The 24142-nt window shown below is 42.0% G+C and carries 31 protein-coding genes; 28 read left to right on the forward strand and 3 right to left on the reverse strand.

The features are described 5' to 3' along the window. The first annotated feature begins 62 nt into the window (after positions 1-62). The 9 genes from KNL20_RS03355 (at position 63) to KNL20_RS03395 (ending at position 5008) form a co-directional block, all read left to right on the forward strand. The gene (locus KNL20_RS03355; RefSeq protein WP_230399230.1) at positions 63-965 is read left to right on the forward strand and encodes a sugar phosphate nucleotidyltransferase; all 903 of its coding nucleotides are present in this window, start codon (positions 63-65) and stop codon (positions 963-965) included. A gap of 3 nt (positions 966-968) precedes the next feature. Next, the gene (locus KNL20_RS03360; protein WP_230399231.1) at positions 969-1568 is read left to right on the forward strand and encodes a VanZ family protein; all 600 of its coding nucleotides are present in this window, start codon (positions 969-971) and stop codon (positions 1566-1568) included. A gap of 138 nt (positions 1569-1706) precedes the next feature. After that, a complete protein-coding gene (locus KNL20_RS03365; protein WP_230399232.1) occupies positions 1707-2405 on the forward strand; it encodes a hypothetical protein in 699 nt (232 codons plus the stop codon). Then, positions 2406-2552 (forward strand): hypothetical protein, encoded by a 147-nt coding sequence (locus tag KNL20_RS03370; protein WP_230399233.1) that lies wholly within the window; start codon positions 2406-2408, stop codon positions 2550-2552. Next, positions 2542-2907 (forward strand): hypothetical protein, encoded by a 366-nt coding sequence (locus KNL20_RS03375; protein WP_230399234.1) that lies wholly within the window; start codon positions 2542-2544, stop codon positions 2905-2907. Before KNL20_RS03370 ends, KNL20_RS03375 begins: the two co-directional genes overlap by 11 nt. An 80-nt stretch (positions 2908-2987) precedes the next feature. After that, positions 2988-3314, forward strand: a complete 327-nt coding sequence (locus KNL20_RS03380; protein WP_230399235.1) for a hypothetical protein — start codon at positions 2988-2990, stop codon at positions 3312-3314. 113 nt (positions 3315-3427) lie between these two features. Beyond that, complete coding sequence (gloA2, locus tag KNL20_RS03385) at positions 3428-3811, forward strand: SMU1112c/YaeR family gloxylase I-like metalloprotein (RefSeq protein ID WP_230399236.1); 384 nt, start codon at positions 3428-3430, stop codon at positions 3809-3811. A 2-nt stretch (positions 3812-3813) separates the two neighbouring features. Continuing rightward, on the forward strand, positions 3814-4608 hold the full coding sequence (locus KNL20_RS03390) for a hypothetical protein (RefSeq protein ID WP_230399237.1): 795 nt from the start codon (positions 3814-3816) through the stop codon (positions 4606-4608). 55 nt (positions 4609-4663) lie between these two features. Continuing rightward, positions 4664-5008 carry a hypothetical protein gene (locus tag KNL20_RS03395; RefSeq protein ID WP_230399238.1) on the forward strand — a complete coding sequence of 115 codons (345 nt, stop codon included), beginning with the start codon at positions 4664-4666 and terminating at the stop codon, positions 5006-5008. A 102-nt stretch (positions 5009-5110) separates the two neighbouring features. On the opposite strand, the gene KNL20_RS16420 is transcribed toward KNL20_RS03395, so the two are convergent. Both KNL20_RS16420 and KNL20_RS03405 read right to left on the reverse strand, forming a co-directional pair. Continuing rightward, positions 5111-5746: a hypothetical protein gene (locus KNL20_RS16420; protein ID WP_456299663.1), complete on the reverse strand. Its 636-nt coding sequence runs from the start codon at positions 5744-5746 to the stop codon at positions 5111-5113. Further along, on the reverse strand, positions 5728-5877 hold the full coding sequence (locus KNL20_RS03405; protein ID WP_230399240.1) for a hypothetical protein: 150 nt from the start codon (positions 5875-5877) through the stop codon (positions 5728-5730). The genes KNL20_RS16420 and KNL20_RS03405 overlap by 19 nt, the downstream gene beginning before the upstream one ends. Positions 5878-6207: 330 nt before the next feature. On the opposite strand from KNL20_RS03405, the gene hxsD reads away from it, so the two are divergent. From hxsD to hxsA3, 7 genes are read left to right on the forward strand one after another with little or no spacing between them, the layout of a single operon-like run. Further along, on the forward strand, positions 6208-6588 hold the full coding sequence (hxsD, locus tag KNL20_RS03410) for a His-Xaa-Ser system protein HxsD (protein WP_230399241.1): 381 nt from the start codon (positions 6208-6210) through the stop codon (positions 6586-6588). Continuing rightward, positions 6581-6805 (forward strand): HxsD-like protein, encoded by a 225-nt coding sequence (locus KNL20_RS03415; protein ID WP_230399242.1) that lies wholly within the window; start codon positions 6581-6583, stop codon positions 6803-6805. The genes hxsD and KNL20_RS03415 overlap by 8 nt, the downstream gene beginning before the upstream one ends. After that, positions 6802-7860: an A24 family peptidase gene (locus KNL20_RS03420; protein ID WP_230399243.1), complete on the forward strand. Its 1059-nt coding sequence runs from the start codon at positions 6802-6804 to the stop codon at positions 7858-7860. The genes KNL20_RS03415 and KNL20_RS03420 overlap by 4 nt, the downstream gene beginning before the upstream one ends. Further along, entirely contained in the window at positions 7845-8963 is a 1119-nt protein-coding gene (gene hxsC / locus KNL20_RS03425; protein ID WP_230399244.1) for a His-Xaa-Ser system radical SAM maturase HxsC, read from the forward strand. Before KNL20_RS03420 ends, hxsC begins: the two co-directional genes overlap by 16 nt. Next, the gene (hxsB, locus tag KNL20_RS03430) at positions 8963-10357 is read left to right on the forward strand and encodes a His-Xaa-Ser system radical SAM maturase HxsB (RefSeq protein WP_230399245.1); all 1395 of its coding nucleotides are present in this window, start codon (positions 8963-8965) and stop codon (positions 10355-10357) included. The genes hxsC and hxsB overlap by 1 nt, the downstream gene beginning before the upstream one ends. 5 nt (positions 10358-10362) lie before the next feature. Continuing rightward, positions 10363-11283, forward strand: a complete 921-nt coding sequence (locus tag KNL20_RS03435; RefSeq protein ID WP_230399246.1) for an MORN repeat-containing protein — start codon at positions 10363-10365, stop codon at positions 11281-11283. A 17-nt stretch (positions 11284-11300) separates the two neighbouring features. After that, positions 11301-11864, forward strand: a complete 564-nt coding sequence (hxsA3, locus tag KNL20_RS03440) for a His-Xaa-Ser repeat protein HxsA3 (protein ID WP_230399247.1) — start codon at positions 11301-11303, stop codon at positions 11862-11864. A gap of 135 nt (positions 11865-11999) precedes the next feature. Here the strand turns inward: hxsA3 and KNL20_RS03445 are convergent, their stop codons facing one another. Continuing rightward, the gene (locus KNL20_RS03445; protein ID WP_230400028.1) at positions 12000-12881 is read right to left on the reverse strand and encodes an IS110 family transposase; all 882 of its coding nucleotides are present in this window, start codon (positions 12879-12881) and stop codon (positions 12000-12002) included. Between the two features lie 361 nt (positions 12882-13242). On the opposite strand from KNL20_RS03445, the gene KNL20_RS03450 reads away from it, so the two are divergent. From KNL20_RS03450 to KNL20_RS03505, 12 genes are all read left to right on the forward strand, one after another. Continuing rightward, on the forward strand, positions 13243-14304 hold the full coding sequence (locus KNL20_RS03450; RefSeq protein ID WP_230399248.1) for a DUF5050 domain-containing protein: 1062 nt from the start codon (positions 13243-13245) through the stop codon (positions 14302-14304). A gap of 334 nt (positions 14305-14638) precedes the next feature. Next, positions 14639-15676, forward strand: a complete 1038-nt coding sequence (locus KNL20_RS03455; protein ID WP_230399249.1) for a LacI family DNA-binding transcriptional regulator — start codon at positions 14639-14641, stop codon at positions 15674-15676. An 8-nt stretch (positions 15677-15684) separates the two neighbouring features. Beyond that, on the forward strand, positions 15685-16470 hold the full coding sequence (locus KNL20_RS03460) for an SDR family NAD(P)-dependent oxidoreductase (protein WP_230399250.1): 786 nt from the start codon (positions 15685-15687) through the stop codon (positions 16468-16470). A gap of 9 nt (positions 16471-16479) precedes the next feature. Next, positions 16480-17586, forward strand: coding sequence for an aminotransferase class V-fold PLP-dependent enzyme (locus tag KNL20_RS03465; protein ID WP_230399251.1), 1107 nt, complete (start codon positions 16480-16482; stop codon positions 17584-17586). A 40-nt stretch (positions 17587-17626) separates the two neighbouring features. After that, positions 17627-18880, forward strand: a complete 1254-nt coding sequence (locus KNL20_RS03470) for an AGE family epimerase/isomerase (protein ID WP_230399252.1) — start codon at positions 17627-17629, stop codon at positions 18878-18880. Further along, positions 18864-20129: an ABC transporter substrate-binding protein gene (locus KNL20_RS03475; RefSeq protein ID WP_230399253.1), complete on the forward strand. Its 1266-nt coding sequence runs from the start codon at positions 18864-18866 to the stop codon at positions 20127-20129. The genes KNL20_RS03470 and KNL20_RS03475 overlap by 17 nt, the downstream gene beginning before the upstream one ends. Before the next feature lie 20 nt (positions 20130-20149). Continuing rightward, positions 20150-21019, forward strand: a complete 870-nt coding sequence (locus tag KNL20_RS03480) for a carbohydrate ABC transporter permease (RefSeq protein WP_230399254.1) — start codon at positions 20150-20152, stop codon at positions 21017-21019. 4 nt (positions 21020-21023) lie between these two features. Then, a complete protein-coding gene (locus tag KNL20_RS03485) occupies positions 21024-21368 on the forward strand; it encodes an ABC transporter permease family protein (protein WP_230399255.1) in 345 nt (114 codons plus the stop codon). Beyond that, positions 21362-21865: a carbohydrate ABC transporter permease gene (locus tag KNL20_RS03490; RefSeq protein ID WP_230399256.1), complete on the forward strand. Its 504-nt coding sequence runs from the start codon at positions 21362-21364 to the stop codon at positions 21863-21865. The genes KNL20_RS03485 and KNL20_RS03490 overlap by 7 nt, the downstream gene beginning before the upstream one ends. Before the next feature lie 30 nt (positions 21866-21895). Continuing rightward, positions 21896-22363 (forward strand): RidA family protein, encoded by a 468-nt coding sequence (locus KNL20_RS03495; RefSeq protein ID WP_230399257.1) that lies wholly within the window; start codon positions 21896-21898, stop codon positions 22361-22363. Positions 22364-22382: 19 nt separating this feature from the next. Next, positions 22383-22853, forward strand: a complete 471-nt coding sequence (locus KNL20_RS03500; RefSeq protein WP_230399258.1) for a RidA family protein — start codon at positions 22383-22385, stop codon at positions 22851-22853. Between the two features lie 51 nt (positions 22854-22904). Then, entirely contained in the window at positions 22905-24125 is a 1221-nt protein-coding gene (locus KNL20_RS03505; RefSeq protein ID WP_230399259.1) for an amidohydrolase family protein, read from the forward strand. Positions 24126-24142: the final 17 nt, after the last annotated feature.

Here is a 24142-nt window from a genome sequence, read left to right on the forward strand (position 1 = left end):
GGTCAGCAAAGATGTGAGAAATGAAACCTGTAGTAAATCGCATCAGTAAAAGAGAGAAAAATATGAAAACAACATTACTTATTATGGCAGCCGGAATTGGCAGCCGATTTGGAACAGGAATCAAACAGTTGGAGCCGGTGGATGCTTCTAATCATATTATTATGGATTACTCGATTCATGATGCGATTGAGGCTGGCTTCAACCATGTTGTATTTATTATCCGTAAGGATATTGAGAGGGAGTTCAAAGAGGTCATTGGTGATCGTATCGCATCCATTTGTTCCGTTCATAATGTAACTGTGGACTATGCGTTTCAGGATATCAACGATATCCCTGGAACTCTGCCGGAAGGCCGGACGAAGCCGTGGGGAACCGGACAGGCCGTGCTTGCAGCAAAGAAGGTCATCAACACTCCGTTCATTGTGATCAATGCAGACGATTACTATGGTAAGGAAGGCTTCAAGGCTGTTCATGAGTATCTGGTGAATGGCGGCAAGTCCTGTATGGCAGGTTTTGTGCTGAAGAACACGTTATCTGATAACGGCGGCGTGACACGTGGCATCTGCAAGATGGACGAGGAAAACAACCTGACCGAGGTCGTAGAAACCAAGAACATCGTGAAGACAGCGAACGGAGCAGAGGCGGATGGAGTGGTTATCGATACGGACTCTCTGGTTTCCATGAATATGTGGGGATTGACTCCTGATTTTCTCACGATGTTGGAGGAAGGATTCAAAGAATTCTTCGAGAAAGAAGTACCGGGTAATCCGTTGAAGGCAGAGTATCTGATTCCTATCTTCATCGGTGAGCTGTTGAACGAAGATAAGATGTCCGTGAAGGTTCTGAAAACCAACGATACCTGGTATGGCATGACCTATCACGAAGATGTTGCTGCTGTAAAGGACAGCTTTAAGAAGATGCTAGAGAGTGGCATGTATAAGGCTGATCTCTTCAGTGATCTGTAAAAAATGATGAAAGGAACGATTGATTTATTCGGAAAGATCCTCACAAACATCCTAACTGCTTTGTATGAACCATTTGGATTCTCGCTCCTGCTTTCCTTCCTTGCCATGTTTTTCTACTTATATGCTTATGAACCTACCGAAGCCGGCAAAGGCTGGAAGAGTGCTATAGTAACATGGTATAGGAAATTCAAAGAGAGTGTGTACTTTAGAAAGCTGTTTCTATTGGCTTTTGTGACATCGATGATCTTGTTCCGAACATTGTTGAACCGAAACCTGTGGATGAACCCGTTGTCTAACGTCATGGGCGGCTGGGGCATCTGGGAGACAGTGAATGGCGAGCAGAAGCTGACAACGGAGTGCATTGAGAACGTGATCATGATGGTGCCGTTTTCAGCGGTAGTGATGTGGACGTTTGGGCAGAGAGAGAAGATATTGTGGCAAAGCGGAAAGATTGCATTCATTTTTTCGGTAGTGATAGAAATGCTGCAGTTATTACTACGACTAGGTACATTCCAAGTGGCAGACATCTTTTATAACACAGTCGGTGGAGTAGTCGGCGGTCTGTTGTATTATGTGGTTATGAAAGTTAGGAAGAAGCTGTAAAAGAATAAAAGTTTGTGATATACTGGGAGCATGAGCTCCCTACGCTGCTCTGATAATCACACACCTCTCCGTGGTGAGCAGCAGGCAACGATCTATGATCGGCTGAGATGTGAAAGGGATTGAGAGGAGGAATAATCAATGCATGTGTATAAAGAACTCAGTTTTGTTGGAAACAAACCGGGATTGGATAACTTGGCAAAAAATATATACACTGTGTTTCCTGTGAATTGGATTAAGCCAAAAAGTAATCAGATGTTGAAAGATTATATTCTTGCTGATTATGTCGGAAATCAAGCTCCTCATGCAGAGGTCTCAATTTACTATGGAAAAGACACATGGCGTGACGGATATGTCAAAGTCTGTAATATTGTTCCACTACAAAAAAATCAATTAACAATTGAGGAATATAACCAGTTACTTGATTTGTTTTATAATGATATAGCTAAAGTGTATGGTCAAACACATGATGATATTAAAGTTGTCGGACCATCATCAGGCCAGTTTAACCCGCTTGATTATATTTCTGACGCAGCATTAAAAAAATTGACTCTATTTTGTAATGCTACAAATAAGTCTACTGGTTCCTCACATCCTTGTGATGAGGAACGCTGGTTTGATTTTATTTGTCAAACAGTGGATGATGGAAGAGTATTTGATTATGATACTTTGTTTAAATTCTTACAAGATGAGGAGTATTGGGGAAAGAAAGAAAATGGATTTTTAGGTGTAATTGGACAGTTCGCATGGAGTGAAGAGAATGCGGAGGAACTTGCATCTGAGTATGACAACTATGTTCGGATTCTTCAGTACTATAAAAATACAAGACTGGGAGAATAGATGGGTATGTTGGATGTTGTTTTGACAATTAATGTGATACTTGCAATTGTTTCCAGTCTGGGAGCATATAATTCGGTTAAATATTTTCGGAAAAGTAAGAACCTCACAATTTTCGCACAGACAAACAAGGCATTAGTTGAAGTATGAAGTACAAAAGATGTTAATAAAGTTACCAGAAGCATTGTCTGCTTCAAATTCTTCAAGACGGGGAAAAAAAGGACTTAGTCTACATAATACCTTGTGTGATATTGGACAGGAACTTAATGCAAATTTGACTGAAATTAATTCGAATATACCGGCAGAATATTCAGATGAGATTCGGCAATTACAGAATAAGGATGGCTTTAACTTGCAAGCCTATATTAATTCGTATATTAGTGGTGATGCAGTGCAGAACAATGGCATTGATTCAGATGATTTCAATGTTTGTCAAGCGAGGTTTTTGGAAATGCAAAATTATCTGAAAAAGTCGGCTCTGGAGACAGAAGAAAAATTGAAATAGAAAAATGTGCTAGAGTTTATATTATATCGATCATAGTGCTATACTGAACACACATTAATACAGAAATGAGGTTATCAACAATGCCCAGAACTAAAGGCAGCAAAAACCGTCCTAAGCTCACCACTGATTTTGCATCCCAGATCGCAGAGAAGCGGTCCGTAATCGAATCTCTGACTACTGAGATCACATCTATCACTGCCAACATCGATGCTCTGAAGGCTGACTTGAAAGAGAAGAAGGCTGCTCTGAAGAAGACCGAAAAAGAGGTAACAACCTTGGAAGCGAAAAAGGCGAAGGCAGATGCCAAGGCCGCAGAAGAAGCAAAGAAGGCCGAGGCCGAAGCTGTGCTGAAGAAGCTGCTGGCTAGCGGGATGAGCGCAGACGAGATTCTTGAGAAGCTGAAATAAGAGTATTGCCGTGTGTGGAACACAGACTCCCTGGAGTTGGAGCACACACGGTATATTTTGAATCACGATATATAGTTTATGACGAAAATAAAATTGAAAAAGGAGTGAAAAAAATGAACTTATCAAAAATACATCATATTGCAATCATCGTATCTGACTACGAAGCAGCCAAGGATTTCTATGTGAACAAGCTGGGCTTCTCTGTTATCAGAGAAAACTACCGTCCGGAGCGGAATGACTGGAAGCTTGACCTACGTGTCAATGAACACACAGAATTGGAGATTTTTGCAGAGCCAAAGCCACCGATGCGCGTGAATCGCCCGGAGGCCTGTGGTCTGCGTCACCTTGCTTTCTGTGTTGACAGCGTGGAGCAGACGGTGAAAGAGCTGGCAGAGGTCGGAATTGAATGCGAACCGATTCGTGTGGATGATTATACTGGAAAGAAGATGACTTTCTTCCACGACCCGGATGGCTTGCCGCTGGAGCTGCATGAATAACGATGGGAGAGAAAAGAAAGTATAAGGCACGCAAACCCGGCGGCGGTCGGAAGAAGCTGAAGCCGGAGTACGATGCTGGGAAGAATCTGAAAAGGCAGATGGAAAGTGCGGTTGCACTTTATGATTCTGAGATGTCTTTGCAAGCCATTGCTGATGCACTGGTCCTCAACCCAATCAAGGTTCGGAAGCTACTCATCACGGCCGGAGTCTATGAATCGGATGTGGCGGAGAAGGTGCAGCATACCTTTAATAATTATAGAGAGACACAGAGTTATAAGGACGCAATTCTCTCCACTGCATCAGCCCTCAAGCTGTCCAAAGCCTCTGTCACTTCATATTTGCCGTATGAAAAGGGCGTGTATTTTCCAAGCACAACCTCAACGGAGAAGATCAGCGTGGCTGCAGAACGACAGCGGAGATACAGAGCAGTAAGAAAACTGAGAACCGAGCCGACAGAGGAGCATCTGTGGGATGCGGTGCTTGTTTATTCTGGTGTGCGTTTCAAAACCTACTCAGGCTTGCCATTTTCCTACGAGGTGCGAAAAGGCAGGAACGGTGAGTATACAAAAGAACTATGGATCGACCGCAGAGAGAACAGCAAAAGTCTGGCATGGAGCTCTGTACTGTTGGCACTTGGTAATGTTAAAGAGGTCGGAGCAGTGGTTGACCGGCCGAAAGCTCTGGGCGACATCCGGGGTGTGACATACATCTATGGAATGTTCTATCGGCTTGGGCTGATCAATGTGCCGGACGAAGTGAAGGAGAAGATGAAGCATCCGAAAAATCATAAAAAATAAGTTGCTATGTACAGAACTGTGAGGTAATACCCATCACAACCGGGAGCGGAATGTGTTGCTCACGGTTGGAAAGGACGGTAGCATTATAGAAAAATTGAAGAAGATGCTAGAGGATTGCATTAGGAAAACGGAGCCAGAGTATTACCCGCCTGTGGAAAATCTGCTGGATCTGATCTACGAGCACTACACGGAGAACAATCCAGTGGCACCGAAGACCACAGTGGCCGGCAGAGCTGCAAAGGAAAAAGAGAAAGAACTGGAAGCGTGGCTGAAAGGGATAGATGGCATGGAAAAGTTGGTCGAAGACTACGGCGGTCAGATACCTCTCTGGGAGAAGTCATGGACCGGCAGGGAAGTGTGTGCTGTGCATGGGAAAAAACTTCTTTTGAAGAAGGCCTGAAAGTCGGGATACGGCTCATGATGGAAGTGTATGCTGAGTAGCATATAGTTTGTGCTGGAAATAAAATGAACTCCTGGAGTTCAAGAAAAAAGCCCTCGCTTGTTACGACGAGGGTTGTAGTTGGGTTATTCTTCGGTTTCCTTTTTCTTTTTCGGTGCAATTCTGTGGCCAGAGTAGATTGCCATAACCATGCAGACCAACGCACTGCAGGAAAAGTATTCGTGGGCCTTCAGCAATTTTTTGTGACCAGTGTAGAAACAGCCTGCCATGCAAGCAAGTGCTCCGAGTGACCAGTATTTGATAGGAACGGTTTAAAACCAGCTCTGTGCGAGTATTTTTGATTACACCTGTTTTTAGATTATCAGGAATAAGTATCCTGGTAACACCGCCAAAAAATTCATATGCATGTACATGTGCTTCAATCCAGTGCGGAGCCTTCATGTCAGGAAATGCTTCTTCATATCCGTACATACTACATGGAAGACAGGCAACAAAAACATAGGCTGGATCAGTCAGTCCAGTTAATGGATCTGTGACTGGAATCGTATCGCCAACCCAGCCAACCTGTAATTGATCACCTGGTTTATGGTTCAAACGAAGTGTAGCCTTTTTGGATGAAGCATACGCATGATATTTCTCGTTAAACTGGGTGTGTTGGTATGCAACTTTACCAGCGTCCTGACATTTGATGCAGTATTCCGCCCATAATAATGAAAGTGTTACTCCGGGCTTGGCCATCCAATCTGTTTCTCCTGTGCTTTCTTCCAGATGTCAGCTACCTTATTGCGTGAACTGCCGGTACTGGATGCAACACTTGTGTTACTGTAATCCGCTGATTTTAAGCGGATTATCTCTCGGTAATCGATCATGATTATCGACCTCCTATAATTGTTAGTCACGTATGATTTACGTGCCATCTTCATTATAGGGGTAAATATGACAACTGCACTGACTTATCGGAAAGTATTGCACTGTTTTATCGGATAGGGGTGCACCGTTTTACCGAAAATCATGCACTTTTACACCGTAATACTCAAACAGGTAAAAGATGTGACAAAGAATTAATAGAATGCCATTGCAATCAGCAATAATAAAATTTATACAGGATTATATACTAATTAGTGTTGAGTATTGGAATATATCGGAATATAATGAGGGAAGATATATAAGATTCGTTAAATATCATGAGGGAGGATTTAGTGAAGAGTTACATAAAAATGATAAACAGGGAGATGTACCCTAAGTCTGCCTTATTAAAGGCATCTTATGCGTTCATTAAAGATTACTATATCCATCTTGAGCAGAAGATTGAGGATTACATTATAACTATTACATCAAAAGACGGGCAGGATTTGTCAGAGGTAATTCCGGAAGAATTTGAGAACGAACTCCTGGCTCAGACGGTTCGAAATCAGGTATACAGTGAAACGCATTCTCTCAGAGAAATTTTAATGGCAAGGGCGATGGCATCTACGATGGTAATGAGTGATGATCCGACTGAAATTATGGAGAAACAAGAAGATAGGTTTCCCGATGAGAGGTTAGATTTTATACTGGAGGACTGGTTTGATCATGAATAGTAAGTCAAAGAAGATAGAATTTAATCTTGAACTTTATCCTCGTGAAGCATTTGAACCTGCAATCCGGGCCTATTCACAATTTTGTACGGTAAAGGTTGAATACGGCAGAGACAGAGCTTTTTGTGAATTTGAATCAGACCAAATGTCAGCTGACCTGATTGCACTTGAGTTTGGGAACTACTTATTAGAAACTATGCAGCAGGGATTAAAGTTATGATCTGGATAGAAAGTTTTATGATGGCAGTGCTGATCTATACCATCGTATCTGCTGTCTGGTCAGACTGTCACAGCGCACTAATATCGAATAAATTGATATTGCGTTCACTTTTCGTCTTTGTTCCCCTGAATGCCATTTATTATGGGGTTTTTGCTCGTGTATACATAAACTTATTTTTTACAAACATGCTGGGAATCACATTGATTTCCTTCCTTTTTTATGCCTATCATATCTGGGCAGCCGGAGATAGTAAACTGTTGTTTGTGATAGGGCTGGGAATACCTGCAAGACTCTATTCATTTTGGCATATAGGACCGGTGCCGGGATTTGCGATTTTGATTGCAGTGTTCTCAGTGGCATTTGTGTATGTCATCATAGATTCGATTATCTGCGCAATCAAGGACCGGTCCTTATTTCAGATTAAACTGCAAAAAGTCAATTTCAAGAGTATAATTGTATCGTATTTATTTATGGTTGGGCTTATGAGAATTGTTAATCTGTTGCTGGGTCTGCTGATGGGGGACTATCTTTATGATAAAAATTTTTTCTTAACTGCTATAGATTTTCTTATAATTTTAACTTTGATGCTGCTGAGAGATAAACTGTCCGGCATTGCTCTAACTGCAGTGACAATGGTGATCTGGGGTATACTGGTCATGTTATACTTTGCTCATGTAATAGCATTTTCAGGTATGATATTTGAAGTGAAGCCATGGTTGGTTGTACTAATCGTGATGCTGATGCGAACGATTGCAGAGCGCTATAACTACAAAGTAATTCCAACTGAGGAGATAAGGGAGCGAATGATTCCCTCTGCAGTTACGGTTATATCTTTTCAATCCTCAAGGGTACAGGGGATGCCTACATGCATGACAGAGGATTTGAGAGCAAGATTGTCAAAAGAAGAGGTGGACTCGATTATGCGCTGGAAGAATTCAAAGCAGGGAAAGCCGACGATTATCATTGTACGAAAGATTCCATTTGCAATCTTCATCGCAATAGGAACTTTGACATTTATGCTGATGGAGGGGCTGGTATTATGGAATGTTATTTAAGAAATTATCATTTAGGTTACCGGCAGGGGTTTGTTAATCGTGGAAATTTTGTAACAGATCAAGCGGGAGAAGTAATCACAATCAGAGATCATAAGATTGTATTCGGATCGGACCAGACTGTATTCGAACCAGATTCGAGGGCATATGATCGGATATCAGAATGTAATGATGGTGACATCGTAAACATCAGTGAAAATGGAGAATTCTATCGGCAGTTTAACGCATTTGAGGGTGATGCAACTATTTTCATGGGAGGCAACTGTAACTCAAACTGCACGATGTGCCCTTCTTCCAATTATGAGAGACATCAAAAGTATTCGAATAACAGCGATGAATTGTTGAACTTTATAGACATGCTTCCTCAAAATCTGCCTCATTTTGTTGTTACTGGCGGAGAACCGACGATGAAAAAAGAATTGTTTCTCGAAGTAATGGACAGGCTTGCAGTGCGGATCCCGACTGCGGAAGCTTTGCTTTTGACAAACGGCAGATCATTTTCAGCTAGGCCTTTCCTGGAGCAAATGCTGATAAAGTGTCCTCCGCATCTACTGGTGGCGGTTCCCGTCCATGGATCCTGTCCCGGAGTGCATGATGCAGTTACCAGATCAGAAGGAAGCTTTAACCAGACGATGAAGGGAATCCATAATCTGCTTACATATAGAATTGCAGTTGAGATTCGAATCGTGGTGACAAAAATGAACTGTGATGATCTTTTAAACGTCGCAAAACTCATTTGTAAAGATTTTTTAAATGTATTCTGTGTTAATTTTATAAGTCTTGAAGTTCGCGGAAACTGCGTTCGAAACAAAGAAAAAGTCTACATAGATGCTCATGCCTCATTTCAAAAGAGTAAACATGCAATTGACTATTTGATTCAGCATGGAATAGATGTTGGTTTATATAATTATCCTTTGTGCTGCGTGGAAAGAGGGTATTGGTTTCTCTGTAAAAAGAGTATTTCTCCTGAAAAGGTCCGCTATACCGATGCATGTGAACGATGCGCTGCAAAAGAATATTGCGGTGGCATGTTTGTCAGCACTCTGAAAAGTATGCATTTCTGTGTAACGCCAATAGAGTTTCGACCGAGTGGGAGGAGCAGGTGATGTTAAATCATTTTAATTTTGAAAAAAGAGGGGATAAAGTATTGCTTACGAATGACTTTGGCAAGCACATATTCCTCGAACAGCCTGAATTTAAGAAACTGGTAACAAACAAAATTGAGGAAACGGATGCGTGTTATGATTGCCTGAAGGACGGTCTTTTTATCTTTGATAATCCCATGGAGGTTTTTACAGATGAGAATATTGATGCGATAAGGGGGATGAAAGGCTATCTGTTTACAGGAACGGCTCTTCATATCTTTGTGGTGACAAATGTGTGTAACATGAATTGTATTTATTGTCAGGCAAAGGATAAGACTTCTGACTTATCAAAGTTTATGACACCTGAAACAGGCCGCCGTGCGGTGGATATGGCACTTCAGTCCCCGGTAAATGAACTTACTTTTGAATTTCAGGGAGGAGAACCTCTTTTAAATTTTAAAACAATAAAAGCCATGATCGATTACTGTGAGGAACGCAAGGGCTCCAAGAATGTGGAGTACACCCTTGTCTCAAATTTGATTGCTTTGACAGACGATAAGCTGGACTATCTGGCCGAACATCATGTTTCTGTGAGTACGTCGATGGACGGTCCTCAATTTATTAATGATCATAACCGTGTTGCAAAAGGCGGACTCAGCAGCTATGAATATATGGATAAGGGACTGAAGAAGCTGAAAGAAAGGGGAATCAGCTCGGGGGCAATAGAAACAACTACAAGATATTCGCTTGGGTATCCGGAAGAGATTATAAATGCCTATTATGAGAAGGGCTTGCCGGGTATCTTTCTCAGGCCGTTGACGCCTCTGGGTTTTGCTCAGGCAGACTGGGAAACAGTTGGCTATGCACCGGATGAATTCTTATTATTTTACAGCAAAGCCTTTGAGAAAATACTGGAAATCAACAGGGGTGGTACAGTATTCCCGGAGATTTTGGCTACTTACTTTTTGAGGAAAATAATGAATGGAGTTGCTTACAATTACATGGAATTACGTTCTCCTTGTGGTGCTTCCATGGGACAAATGAGCTATTATTGCGATGGTGATATCTATACATGTGATGAGGGAAGAATGATCTCAGAAACAGGCGATCATGCATTTCGCCTGGGTAATGTTTACGAGAATACTTATCAGGAACTGCTAGAGAATCCTGTATGCAAGGCGACTGCCTTATCCTCCGTTGTAGAGAGTCTTCCATCCTGTCAGGGCTGTGTGTATCAGCCATATTGTGGGGTCTGTCCTGTTGTGAACTATGCGGAAGGAAAGAATATATTCCCGAAACAGCCGGGGGGATTTCGATGCCAGGTATATAAGGGCATCCTGAACCTGATTTTTCAGAAAATTCAGGAAGGTGATTGGCAGACAATGAATATATTTGAAACTTGGATTGAGGGGTGATGTACATGGTTTTTAAAGAAATTACAAAAAAGGTTTTGAAGGTAAGCGGATTTATTTTGCTGCTTTTCTTTCTTACAGGACTTTTGGACAGCTATTTCTCGCCTTCGAGGTATGCATTGTCTGAAGTGACAGAAAATGGATTTAATAAAGTCGAACTCAGTAGCGGAACCTATCTTGGAGAGGAAGAGAAAGGCTTGTTTTCCGGAAACGGACAGTTCCAGTTCCTTGACGGAGTAAAATATGCAGGAAGCTGGAAGAATTCAAAGATGAATGGTGATGGCTCCTGCAGTTATCCAGGGATAGGAACTTATCAGGGTAGTTATAAAAAAACAGTTCGAAGCGGGGATGGAACATTTACATGGGAAAATGGAGATTCCTATAAAGGCAGTTGGTCAGATGATGCCATGTCTGAGGGAACTTATACACTCGCCAACGGCACTGCATATGTTGGGACATTTGCCAATGGCAAGGTAAATGAGGGACAGCTGATTTATCAGCCACCCCAAGACTCAGAAATTGCTGAATTAACTATAATAGTATCAGACGGAACAGCCAGCCATCTCTCATATAAACTTACAAATGGATTTTCCTATAACGGGGATTTCAATGGAAGCGGTAATGCAGATATCACTTATGCAAATGGTGACACTTATTCAGGACAGGTTAAAAATGGAATGAAAGACGGATCAGGGGTTTACCATTGGATGCAGAACGGAACAGCAACGGCTTATTATAAGGGCTCCTGGATTCAGGATCATATGAACGGAAGCGGAGCCTATTTTTATGAAAATAAAGAATATCCGAACCTGTCCGGAAATTTTGAAAATGACCACCCGACCGGTGATTGTAACTATGCAAAAGAAAAAGGCAACAATTTCACGGCATCTTTTGAGAATGGCCGTTGTGTCAGAGTAAAAGAAGAATAGGGAGAGGGAAAGATAACATGAGTGATTTTGATTTTCCACATATCCGGGAATCGGTTACAAATTTCATGTATGATGAGGAAGGAAATATACCAAGAGGCAAAGTATTGACAATCGGAGCTATGATGATCGTCCTGGGAGTATTAATGTCAGATCAGGTTTTTGCCGACCATAGATCTCATTCTTCCCACCGGTCTCATTCAAGCCACTCTTCGGGGAGTGGAGGAGGCGGATCTCATTCATCTCATCAATCGCATGAGTCACATACTTCTCATACGTCTGGTTCTACTGGTGGATCCGGTTCTTCGGGCGGAAGTGGTTCTACAGGAGGCAGTGAGGCACCACAGATTCAGCCAACGCCACCCCCCACACCTCACAGCAATCATGCAAACCATGTGACTCACAGCAATGTTGCCCCGTCAGCATCACAGGTTGATGCAATACATACACCGGAATTAATCGGAAATTCTTTAACAGGTGTGAAAAATATTGGAGCAATACTGGGCTCCCAGGCTGGGCAGATAACGGGATCGTCTGGTGAAATACCAATACAGAATGTACCGGATACGCCTAAGGTAAAGTAAGCACCTGGAGTCTGCAAATGGAGGGAGAAGTTTGAAACAAAGAAGTAGAGGGAAGCCGATATAAAAGAGTATAGCAAACAAGCCATTCACAAATTCGATTTTTGGGGATGACAGATAGATTATTGTGTATCGAAATCAGGAGTTCACAACCGAATCATCAATAATTGTGTATCCTCTTTTTCTAAAAAGTTCTAGAGCCTGTGACTTTGTCAAAATCTTAGCTTCATTGACGGGACGATGTTCTAAAAATCCTTCCGGATTATAAGACTCTAGCTTACTTAAGACATTCCAGATAGCGGTCAGGAGCATCTTACAGACAGCAATGATAGCTTTTTTATGTCCTCTGCGGGTTTTGATTCTATGATACCTCTCTTTTAAATCAGGATGCTTTTTGGATTTCAGTAATGCATTGGCAATCTGAACAAGAAGAGGTTTCAAATAACAACCAGCTGCCTGTATTTCTTCAACTGGAGTTTTGCAGCGTCCATCGACAAAAGGAGCAACGTCAAAGCGTTCACACGGATGGTCGAGCATGTAGTTGGTGATAGATCTGGAAGAATTACCAAATACATCGCTGAAAACATCATCAAGCTTCAGGTTTGAGATAGTAAGACAGTTCTGGGCACGATTCTTTTCGCCGGTCAGCATATTTGTCAACTTAAAGAGGTAACGTATCAGGTCACACAGCTGACGGATTTCAGGGGAAGGAATGAAACTTGGTTTGATCATATCGCACATAAAAAGATCACAGATCCATTTGGCATCCTTTACATCGGTTTTGTTTCCTTTTTGAGGCTTTGTATATTTAGGATGTGCAAGGGTAACAAAACAGGTTTTCTCAAGGATGTTGAATACAGGAATCCAATACTTGCCAGAAGATTCCATACAAACTTCAGTACAGGAGTATTTAGCAAGCCATTCAGCTAATTTTTTTAGACCTTTAGAAAAGGAAGAAAAGCGAGCCTGTTTGTACTCAGTAAGTCCATTTGTATCGGTAATTCCGATGTAGGCATAGATCCGGGTTTTGTGAACATCAAGTCCACAGCAGTTTTACGAAAGATTTTAAACATAGAGTACCTCCAACAAAAAGAATTATAGAGCTGGCAGGGACTGGTCATCCGGCGAAATCGAGTCAACTTCGGAAGAGATAAGTTTACGGGCTATTGTTTTGCGCCATTCATTGATGCCTTAACGGATGACCGACCTATATAAGCATACGGGGTTGCCGCTATACAGCCCCGCCACTCACCTCCTCAGGTTCTGTAGTGTGCCAGCGGCCTACAAGAGGAGAATAGCACAAAAAAGAACGAAAGGAAGATGGGAGTTGAAGGGTTTCATAACCCCATTGGTGCCTTTCGCAGAAAGGTGGATTATAAGCATGAAAAAGAAGAGGGATGAAATTAACTCTCACGAGTTTAATGTTAAAGAATATGACTTAAATGAAAATGACGTTAATGAGAGTGACACAGATGAGGAAAATCATACTTTTATTCAAGACCTAGAAAAGAGAAAATGGCCGAAAAGAGTGGTGATTGGTCTTGTTATCTTTTTTGCTGCCTTTGGTATACTAAGCTTATCTGATAAGGAGGGCAAGGACAAAGATAAAAGTCAGATAACTCTTGCAAGTATCAATACTTTGATTGGGGGAGGAAATTTTTATTCTGGAAAAGATAGAGTATTGATTCAGCCAACTGCAGATTGTAAGGGCATGCAAATGACAAATAAAGGAGATACGCAGACCTTTTCAAACAGCTTATGTTCATATGTCAATGTGCAGGATGATGTTGCCTATTATCGCAAAGATTCGGATCGTGGGATTTATAAAATGACCCTGGGTGATGGAAAAGAGACTCCCTTTTATACCGGGAATGCAGGCGAGATTTTCCAGTACAAAAATTATGTCTACTTTATTGATCTAAACCATAACAGCAATCTGATGAGATTAAGGAAAGATGAGGATACAGAACCTGAAATTATAGTAAAAGATCCAGTTGAGAAATTTGCCATCTATGGAAACGAATGCTTTTATCTGACAGAAAACAATGACTTAAGCCATGTGGAACTAAAAAAAGGACAAACGCCCATAAGCTTTCCAGATAAATATAATGAATTCTTTTTTTATGAAAACGAAAAAATCATAGTGGCCCGAAGTGGCAATCGTATCATTAGCTTTAAAATAAACGGTAAAAATCCCCAACTTCTGTATGAATCCAAGAAAGGAAATATTAAATTAGCTGGCGCTGGAAAAGACAAATGCTATATTCTTAAATCAGGAAAGCTGAAAGGCATTCCCATAGATAAAGATAGTAAAGAAGAAACATTTAAGGTTGATGCAGGAAAATTAATCACATCTATCTGTGAAACAGAAAATGGAACAAAGGGTATTGTCTATAAAGAAGACGGTATGAATGTTAATATGCAGGTGGTTGATATTCAATAGATTAGTAAATCAAATCAGGATATGGAAATTATACGTATTATGTTTTACAAATAACATCTTGTGTTTTCTCTTCTTTAAACATTCCTGATGTTGATTTATACTCAAAACTGTAAAATTAGAGAAGGAAGATATTTTCTTGGGCTGGAACTTCACTTTTTATACGAAAGAGCTATTTGATTTATTGTTAAAAACAACAAAATAATATTTGAAAGACTGCGAAATTTAACAAAATGAATATGATTTAAAAAAATAGGTTGAAATTTAAAAAATACTGTACTAGAATGTGTTTATGAAAACGTTTGCAAAGAAGTAGATGACGCAAGGAGAACTATAAATGAGAGTAAATAAAGGTGTCAGTATTGTCGATGTGGCGAAGGAGGCGAATGTATCGCCAGCTACGGTTTCGCGTGTCGTTAATGGAATAAATAAAGTGAAGCCGGAAGTAAAGGAGCGAATTCTGGAGACGATTGACACATTGGGTTATACACCGAATCATGCCGCCAGATCGCTTGTGAAGAAGGAGACTGGATGTATTGGTATCATTGTAAACAATCTGCATGATCCGTTTTTCCATGACCTGATCAGAGGTTTTGAGATCGGTGCACAGAATACGAATTATGCGGTGATGTTTTGCAGTGTTCAGGGGGGAGATGTGAAGAGTAAAGAGATGTATATCCGGTTATTGACGAATGGATTTGTCGATGCGGTAATCTTATACGGTTCCTATTTGAACGACACAAGAGTGATTGAGTATCTAAAAGAAACAAAGCATATAGAATATCTGATGATTGAAAATGATATGGAAGAATTGGAGTGTAACAAGCTATTGATTGACAACTATGGCGGTGCCGGAAAGGCAGTTGAATATTTACTTTCCAAAGGCCATAAAAGAATCGCCCATATCTGTGGCAATCCAAATAAGAAGGTGACGCAGGAGCGTTTGAATGGATACATAGATACTATGAATAAAAATAAATTGGCAGTTCGCAGCCAATATATTCAATGTACTTCGACAGACTATAAGAGCGGTTATGATTGTATGAAAGTGCTGTTAGGATTGGCGGAGCCTCCGACGGCGGTGTTTTGCTCAGATGATGCGATTGCTAGCTATGCGGTGCGTGCAGCGCTGGAACAGGGAGTCAGGATTCCGGAAGATGTATCCATCATGGGTTTTGATAATCAGACGATTTTACCGGACTCTTATAAAGGACCAGATATTTCATCGGTAGGTCAGCCGCTTTATCAGATTGGGATGGACAGCATTAAGCTGATCTGTGAGCGATTAAATAGTAAAGAGCCTCAAGCGTTAATCAGAAAGACATATGAGACAGAGATTTTTGAGAAAGAAACAGTTATGTTTATGGAGGGATAGGTGAGTGTATGGATTATTCAAATCTGCTTTCAGGAAAGAAGGTTTTTATCTCCACTGCAGCACGGGGAATCGGTAAGGCCATTGCGGTATTATTCGCAAAGCAGGGAGCGACCATCGCCTTTGGCGGCAGGCAGGCTGGTATGGTGAAGGACACGCTTGAAGAGCTTAGTGGTATTGCACCGGATTCACGTGGTTATGTGGTGGATCTGGGGAAGATTGAAGAAGTGAAAGGAACTGTTCAGAAGGTATTGGGGGATTTTGGCGGCATTGATATATTGGTAAATACTGTGGGAGTGAATGTCCATGGCAATATGCATGAATGCGAAGAAGCGGTCATCGACAGATTATTTTTGACCAATTATTATAGCGGGGTGGTTTGTGCAAAGGCCTTTCTGCCTCACATGTTAGCGGTACAGAAGGGAAATATCATTAATATTTCGTCTATTCATGGATGTCAGACGATGCCGGGTTTTGGGGTCTATGCCGGTACCAAAGGAGCCGTTAATGCAACTGCCAGAGCCATGGCACTTGACTATGCGGATCAGGGGATACGGGTGAATAACATTGCACCAGGACTGATTATGAGCGACAATATGCTGGATGAAATAAGTACCTATCAAGATCCGCAAGAGCGAAAAGAATTTGTGGAAATGCTGAGGCATATGCAGCCGCTATCACCTGGAACAATGGATGACATTGCTAACGCGGCTCTGTTCCTTGCCAGTGATATGTCAGCTTATATTACAGGCCAGACAATTATGGTAGATGGTGGGGCAAGCATTAAGGCACATTAGGAGGAGAATATGAGTTTATTTGAAGAGTTGGGGATTTCCCCTTTTATAAATGCCCATGATACATATACGATATATGGCGGCAGCCGGGCATCAGCGGAAGTGCTTGAGGCTATGCGCGAAGGAGCGAAGCATTTCGTAGATCTGGAAATGCTGCAGAGGAAGCTGGGGCAGGTGATTGCCCAAAAGACCAATAATGAAGGGGCTTATATTACCAATGGGGCTGCTGGTGCCTTGCTCTTAAGTGCTTGTGTCTGCATGGTCAAGGGAAAGCAATATGAGTATTCACGATTACCAGCTACGGCTGGTATCAAGAATGAAATCATTATTATGAGGGCGCAAAGAAATGCCTATGATACAGCCATTAAAGCCAGTGGTGCTGCTATCATTGAAATAGGTGACGCTGATGAGACTTTGGATTATGAGCTGGAAGGCAGTATCAATGATCAAACAGCGGCAGTCTTCTATTTTGCATCCAGTCTATATGAACGAGGATCGCTTTCGTTGGATGAGACAATCAGAATTGCCCATAAATACGGAGTGCCGGTAGTGGTGGATGCAGCAGCACAGCTGCCACCTGTGACGAACCTTTGGAAGTATACGCAAAAAGGTGCTGATTTGGTAATCTTCAGTGGCGGAAAGACGCTGTGTGGACCACAGGATAGCGGATTGATATTGGGAAAGCGAAACTTCATTGAGGATTGTTTCCGTTTTGGGCCGCCCCATCATGGACTCTGCCGGTTTTTAAAGACTTCAAGAGAAAGTATGTTGGGACTTTATGTGGCTTTGACCAGATATCTGGAGACAGACCATGAACAAAATTATAAGGATATGCTTAAGAGAAATCAGGTGATAGAGGGGCAGCTCAAAGATTCTGATAAGGTAAAGAAGATGGAAATGGTTCACCAGGGACCGGTGGGGCAGGAGTATCCCCGGCTATTTATCTATCTGAATGAGGATACAAAGGCAGAAGATATGAAGAAAAGTATGTATCAAAAGAATATTTATATCGGGATTGAACCGGGATTAAATGCCTTATATATAAGCCCCCTTAATCTGACAGATAAAGAGGCTCATGTGGTAGCCCAGGCATTGGTTGAAAGCATATATAATTTTTAAGTTAAAATGAAAACGTTTGCATAAAAGTGGAGGAAGGTATATGACGGATTTTTACGAAAAAAATAAATCAACGTTAAAAAGGATTCTTATGGAAATTGAAGCAGAACTGTTGACGGACAATGTAGCATTTTGGGAAGAGAGGATATGCGACAGGAATTACGGTGGTTTCTTACAAGGATATAATCGTTACGGAGAGCTTACGGATACGGATAAATACGGCTGGTTCGTAGGTCGTACTATGAGCACCTTTGCATCTCTTTACCATCAGGTGGAGCAGAAACCATTGTGGCTGGAGATTGTAAAAGCCGGACGTGAATATATGAAGGGCAGCTTTTGTGCCGGCAAAGGACGGTATAATTATCAGTTGAGCAGGCAGGGAAGCGTGAAGAAAGGAACCACTTCCATTTTTACAGACGTTTTTGCTGTGGAGGGACTTCATGAATATTTACAGTGTATGGAAGGGGAACAGAGGGCAGAAGGGTTAAAACATATAGAAAGTCTAAGTGACATCCTCTTCAGCAATATGCAGAACCCGCAAATTCTGTTACGGGAGGGCATAAGAGAGGGATTTCAAAAGCATGCTATATGTTTTATGCAGACCTTGGTGGCATTGAAAAGCAGGACTGCTTTCGGCAATCGCTATAGGGATATTCTAACGCAGTGTGTAGAAAAGACCTTATACGAATTTGCCAGTGATACATACCAGGCACCATTCGAAAATATTGGAACAGATGGAAAACCCAAACTAGAAAAGGAAGGGAGGATAATTGATCCAGGACATACGATGGAGGCATTATGGTTTTCCATGGAAGCTGGTAAAGAATGTGATAATAAAAGCTATATTGAAAGGGCACAGATGGTGCTTGATTGGGTAATTGATCGCGCATATGATGAGGAATTTGGAGGGTTTTATCAACACGTCGATATTGACGGAGCAGTTAAAGACAAGGAGTTTCTGGAGAACTCATATGCAGGCAGACCGGTTGCCTGGAATGATAAGGTGTGGTGGGTGCAGGCAGAAAGCCTGAATGCGTTATTGATGAGTGCGCTCTATAACGAAAATGAAAGGCATTTTTCTTATTTCTTAAAGCAGTATGACTATGTAGAGCAATACTTTCGTGATAAGGAGTACGGGGAGTGGTTTGGTTTGCTAAAAAGAGATGGGAGCATTTTATCTGATGAGAAAGGGTTTGAGCTTAAAGGGCCTTACCATGTGCCCAGATGTCTGATGACTATGAAATTATTGATTACAGAGTACATTAAAAAAGGAGAAGCGTATGAAAAGAAAGCTTAGTATCATGAAAAAGAGCTTGGCTGTTGTGACGGTTTTAGGAATGGCTGCTGGATTATTAGCTGGTTGTGGAAAAGGTAATACTTCGGAAACAGGCAATGATGGAGTTGCTACCATTGAGTGGTGGACGCCCAACTGGGATGAAGTAGAGAGCCGGGAGATGGTAGAAGAATTTGAAAAGGAACACAAGAATATTAAGGTAGAGCTGGTAATTACCGATTGGGATACTTACAAAAGTAAGATTAGTACCGCTATCAGTGCCAATGGAGCACCGCAGCTATTTACAATTCTATTAACGGATGTTGCACCCTTTGCAAAGAAAGACCTGCTGGAACCATTAGATCGTTATGAGGAAACGGGCATAGATTTTTCGGATATTCTGACACCGGCATTAGATATTACCACGATAGATAATGAAATTTATGGAGTACCATTTCGATATGATGGATCTGGGATTTATTACAATGTAGATTTGTTAAGCAAAGCTGGTTATGACGAATTTCCAACCAATTGGGATACGATGGCCAAGATGGCAAAAGAACTGACGAGTGGGGAGGTATACGGATTTGCTTGGCCGCTCGGTAATCAGGCCAATGCAGTAACCAGATTGATACAGCAGCTCTATACCTATGATGGTGATGTATTAAATGAAGATGAGACCGAATGTATGTTAAACAGTGATGCAAGTAAGAGAGCACTGACGAATATTGTGAGTTCTATTGAGGAGGGCTATGCATCTCCAAGCAGTGCAGAGATTGACAACACGAAGATGCGTGAAATGTTTGGGTCTGGTCAATTGGCATTTAATTTTACCGGTCCCTTTGACATCGAAACTCTGAAAGAAGATTATCCGGATTTGAATTTTAAGACGGCAGTAATTCCCGGTAATGGAGGGATGGGATGCACTACAGCCAATGGATGGAGTGTGGCAATGGCAAAGAAAGCGGATAATAAGGATGCGGCAGCTAAGTTTCTGGCCTATATTACACAGCCGGAGAATCAGGCCAGGTTAACGGACAGTTTTCCAGCCAGCAAGACCGCAATGGAGATGGATCAGTTTGCAAGCGAAGAAATGACTCCTTTTATCGAACAGCTTAATAATTCCAGGCCAGAGCCGGTCTATGATAATTGGGCAGAGATGGAACCGATTATCTATGAATACATGCAAAATGCAGTTTCTGGTAAGATGACAGTGGATGAGGCATGTGAGGGAATGACAAATGATATCAATACATTACTGGGATTTCACTAAGCAAATAAGAAAGGAAAAAAATGAAGAAGAAAGTGTTGACAAAGGATGAAAGAAAAGCAATCCCCTTTGTGTTACCAGGGCTGCTCGCAACAGCAATATTGATTGTATACCCGTTGTTTTACATTTTCAGGATGAGTTTTACTTATAATTCGCAGGCCGGCAAATTTGTCGGTTTGCAGAATTACACAAGACTCTTTGTCAATCCGCAATTTACGCAGACAGTATTGAATACGATAAAATGGACATTGGCAACAGTGATCTTCTCTTTTTTGCTGGGAACCTTGTATGCCATGTTGATTCATCGCAAGGGAATTAAGTGCAAAGGGGTTTGGCGAAGCGCAATTTTTATTGCATGGATTATACCTGGTGTAGTGAAGGCAACGGCCTGGAAGTGGCTGTTAACAACCGGCGGGGGGATGGCAAATCATATTTTGCAGCAAATAGGAATTATCAGTAAGCCAATTCCGTGGCTGACCAGCCCGAAGTTCGCCATGCTGTCAATTATCATTGTGCAGGTGTGGGCCTGTGCTCCTTATGTCATGTTGATGGTAACAGCCGGGCTGCAGCAATTACCCGCTGATTTATATGAAAGTGCTGAGCTGGATGGAGCCGGGTGGTGGCAAAAGACCAGCAAAATTACAATTCCATTGCTAAAGGATATTAGTTTTATTTGTATCTTGATGCTATTGGTATGGGCGATTAATGAATTTTCTCTGATTTGGATCATGACTTCCGGCGGGCAGCAGACGACGACATTGTCTTTATTGGTTTATAATCAATTCAAGGTCTTGAATCTCAATGCAGCATCGGCGAGTGCGGTTATGCAATTACTGGTGACAATGATTTTTGCTGTGCTTTATGTCAAGTCTGTGAGCAAGGAGGATGAGTAATGGGATGAGTGCTTCAAAAAGAAAAAATATATTTCTGAATATAGTTGTTTACATGCTGCTTATTGCTGTTGTTGTATTTACATTAATACCAATCGGCTGGGTGTTTTCTACATCTGTTAAACCAGCGAATGAGATATTCGCCAGGGTTCCCCGATGGATTCCAAACAATGTGACCTTTCAAAATTATCAGGATGTACTGTTTGACAGCGGAATTCCCAACGCATTTAAAAACAGTTTTTTAGTTGGACTGATGAGTACGTTCATGGCCCTGGTTCTGGGGGGAGTGCGGGTTATGCTTTTGCCAGATTCAAGTTTCGGGGAAGCAAGTTTTTTTCTCTGTTTATGTTAATCAGTCAGATGCTGCCGTTGACGGTATTGATGATACCTATGTTCTATATGGAAAATGCAGTCGGGCTGGTGGATACGAAGATTGGGCTGGCGATTGCTCATCTGGCGATTAGCTTACCGCTAGTAACCTGGATGGCAAAGGGATATTTTAAAGGGATTCCCAAAGAAATAGAAGAAGCTGCAATTGTAGATGGCTGTTCTACCTTTAAGGTAATCCGGTTAATCATTATCCCGTTGTTGAAACCGGCACTTGCGGCAACCGGAATCTATGCATTCATTTCCTCCTGGAATGAATTCGCATTAGCAAATGTGTTGACCAGAAGCCCCAACAGTGCAACGGTGCCCATCATGTTAAATGAATTCTCTTCATTTTTCAAGGTGGATTGGGGGCAGACTATGGCAGCCGCGATGTTGATTACCATCCCGATTGTTGCTGTGTTTATGATTTTTCAGAAGCAATTTGTAGAAGGCCTGGCGAGCGGAGCCGTGAAGGGCTAATGTTAAAAAATATATGGAGGTAAAGTAGAGATGAGTGAAACAGGAAAAAGAGTGGAAGAATTAGGCATTAAGCTGCCGGTACGTAACCGAAAGGGAAGCGGTGCGGTGGATGCTGTACTGCATGAGGATATGTTATATTTGTCCGCCCATCTTCCGGTTAATGAGGAAGGAGTACCAGTTTTTCAGGGGAAGGTTGGTGATACGGTGGACATAGATTCTGCCTATCAGGCAGCCCGTCTTTGTGGGCTGAATATGCTGGCGACTATTAAGGAATATATTGGGGAGCTGGATCGCGTGGATTATTTCGTCAAAGCCCTAGGGTTGGTGAATAGTGCCGGCGATTTTTCAAGCCAGCCGGCGGTAATGAATGGATTCTCGGACTTGATGGTTGAGGTATTTGGGAAACGCGGTCAGCATGCAAGATCCGCCATGGGGGCATATGCTTTGCCGGAACAGGTACCGATAGTGGTTGAAGCGATTGTCAAAATCAGAAAATAAAGTTAAGGAGGTGTGAACGTTGGACAGCATTAATCAGATAATAGATCAAGGGGTGGAAATTATCCCCAGATATAAAACAAAAAAAGGGATTGTCCTTATGCGCCAGGTGGGAAGCCTTTTATATGTATCCGGCCATGGACCGGAGGACCAGGCCAGTGGCAAGCCAATTTTTCAGGGACGGATCGGTGAAGAGCTTACGATAGAAGAAGGGTATAAAGCTGCGCGGGAATGTGCCATTATTATTTTAGGAGCGCTAAAGGATACATTGGGTTCACTGGATCGTGTGGGACAGATTGTCAAAGCCTTTGGGCTGGTGAACTGTGGAAAAGATTTTTCTGATGTGAATCAGGTTTTTGATGGATTTTCTGATACCATCGTTGAGGTACTGGAAGAAAGAGGTTATCATGCCAGAACTGTTATGGGAACCAGAAATTTACCCAATGGAAACATCCCAGTTGAGATAGAAGTAATCGTGTCCATCAGGGAATAAATGGAAGTCATCGTAGTCATGGGGAATTCTAGTGTTAAAAGAGGAGAATGGATGAAAATAATTTTGAAAAATGGAACTGTAATTGATCCTTCTCAGAAATTGAAAGAACAAAAAGATATTTTAATTGAAGATGGAACGATTGCAAAAATTGAAAAGAATCTTTCAGGAGATGAGTACACCAAGGTAATTGATGTGGCAGGAAATTATGTTGTTCCTGGACTGATTGATATGCATTGCCACATTTACCCGAGATTTCCGGTGGAACCTGACGGTCTTCCGACGATTCACCCGGAAGCCCATATGTTTCAGAGTGGGGTGACGACTGCCGTGGATGCAGGAACCTGTGGAGTCAGAGATTTTATTAGATTCAAAGAAGAAATTATTGATCAATCCAGACTGCGGATTCTGGCCTTTATAAATATTGCAAGTGGAGGTATGGTGAATCTGGAGTCTGAGCAGGATATCCGCCAATTTACTCCACAGACAGCGGCAGCTATGGCCCGAGAATTTGATTCTGTGGTGGTTGGAATTAAGACGGCTCATTATTGGGTTGGGAAGCCATTTGATGACAAGCATCCGGCCTGGGAATCGGTGGATCAGACATTGGAGGCAGGGGTGCGTTGTAATAAAATGGCTATGTTTGATTTTCAGCCAAATTTACCGGAACGGACATATGAGGAATTGATTGGTGGAAAGATGCGTCCGGGTGATATTCATACGCATGTATACGCTCAACAGTTTCCGATATTGAATGATAGAGGAAAGGTCAATCGCTTTATGTTTGAGGCGCGCGAGCGGGGAATCATTTTTGATTTGGGACATGGAGCCGGCAGCTTCTGGTTTAGAAATGCAGTTCCGGCTTATGAACAGGGATTTTATCCGGATACCATCTCCACAGATCTGTATCTTGATAATGTGGCGGGACCGGTGATTAATTTACTTCATATCATGTCCAAGTATCTATGTATTGGAATGCCTCTGGAAGAAATTATTTATCGTGTGACCAAAAGACCGGCGGAACTTCTCCGGCATGAGGAACTGGGGACTCTATCCATTGGCAGTCCGGCCGATGTAACAGTTCTTAGGATGGAACATGGGAATTACGGCTATGCGGATAGCGGGAAAGCAAGACTAAAGGGCGATAAGCGGTTAGAATGTCTGATGACAATCCGCGCCGGTGAAATCGTATATGATCCCATGGCACTTAGTATGCCCCAATGGGAAGAGGCACCAGAAATATACGGGACATCACCAGGAGTCATTCAATTATAGAAAGCAATAGGAGAAAA

This window comes from Novisyntrophococcus fermenticellae, from assembly GCF_018866245.1.
GTDB classification, from domain to species: Bacteria; Bacillota; Clostridia; order Lachnospirales; family Lachnospiraceae; genus Novisyntrophococcus; species Novisyntrophococcus fermenticellae.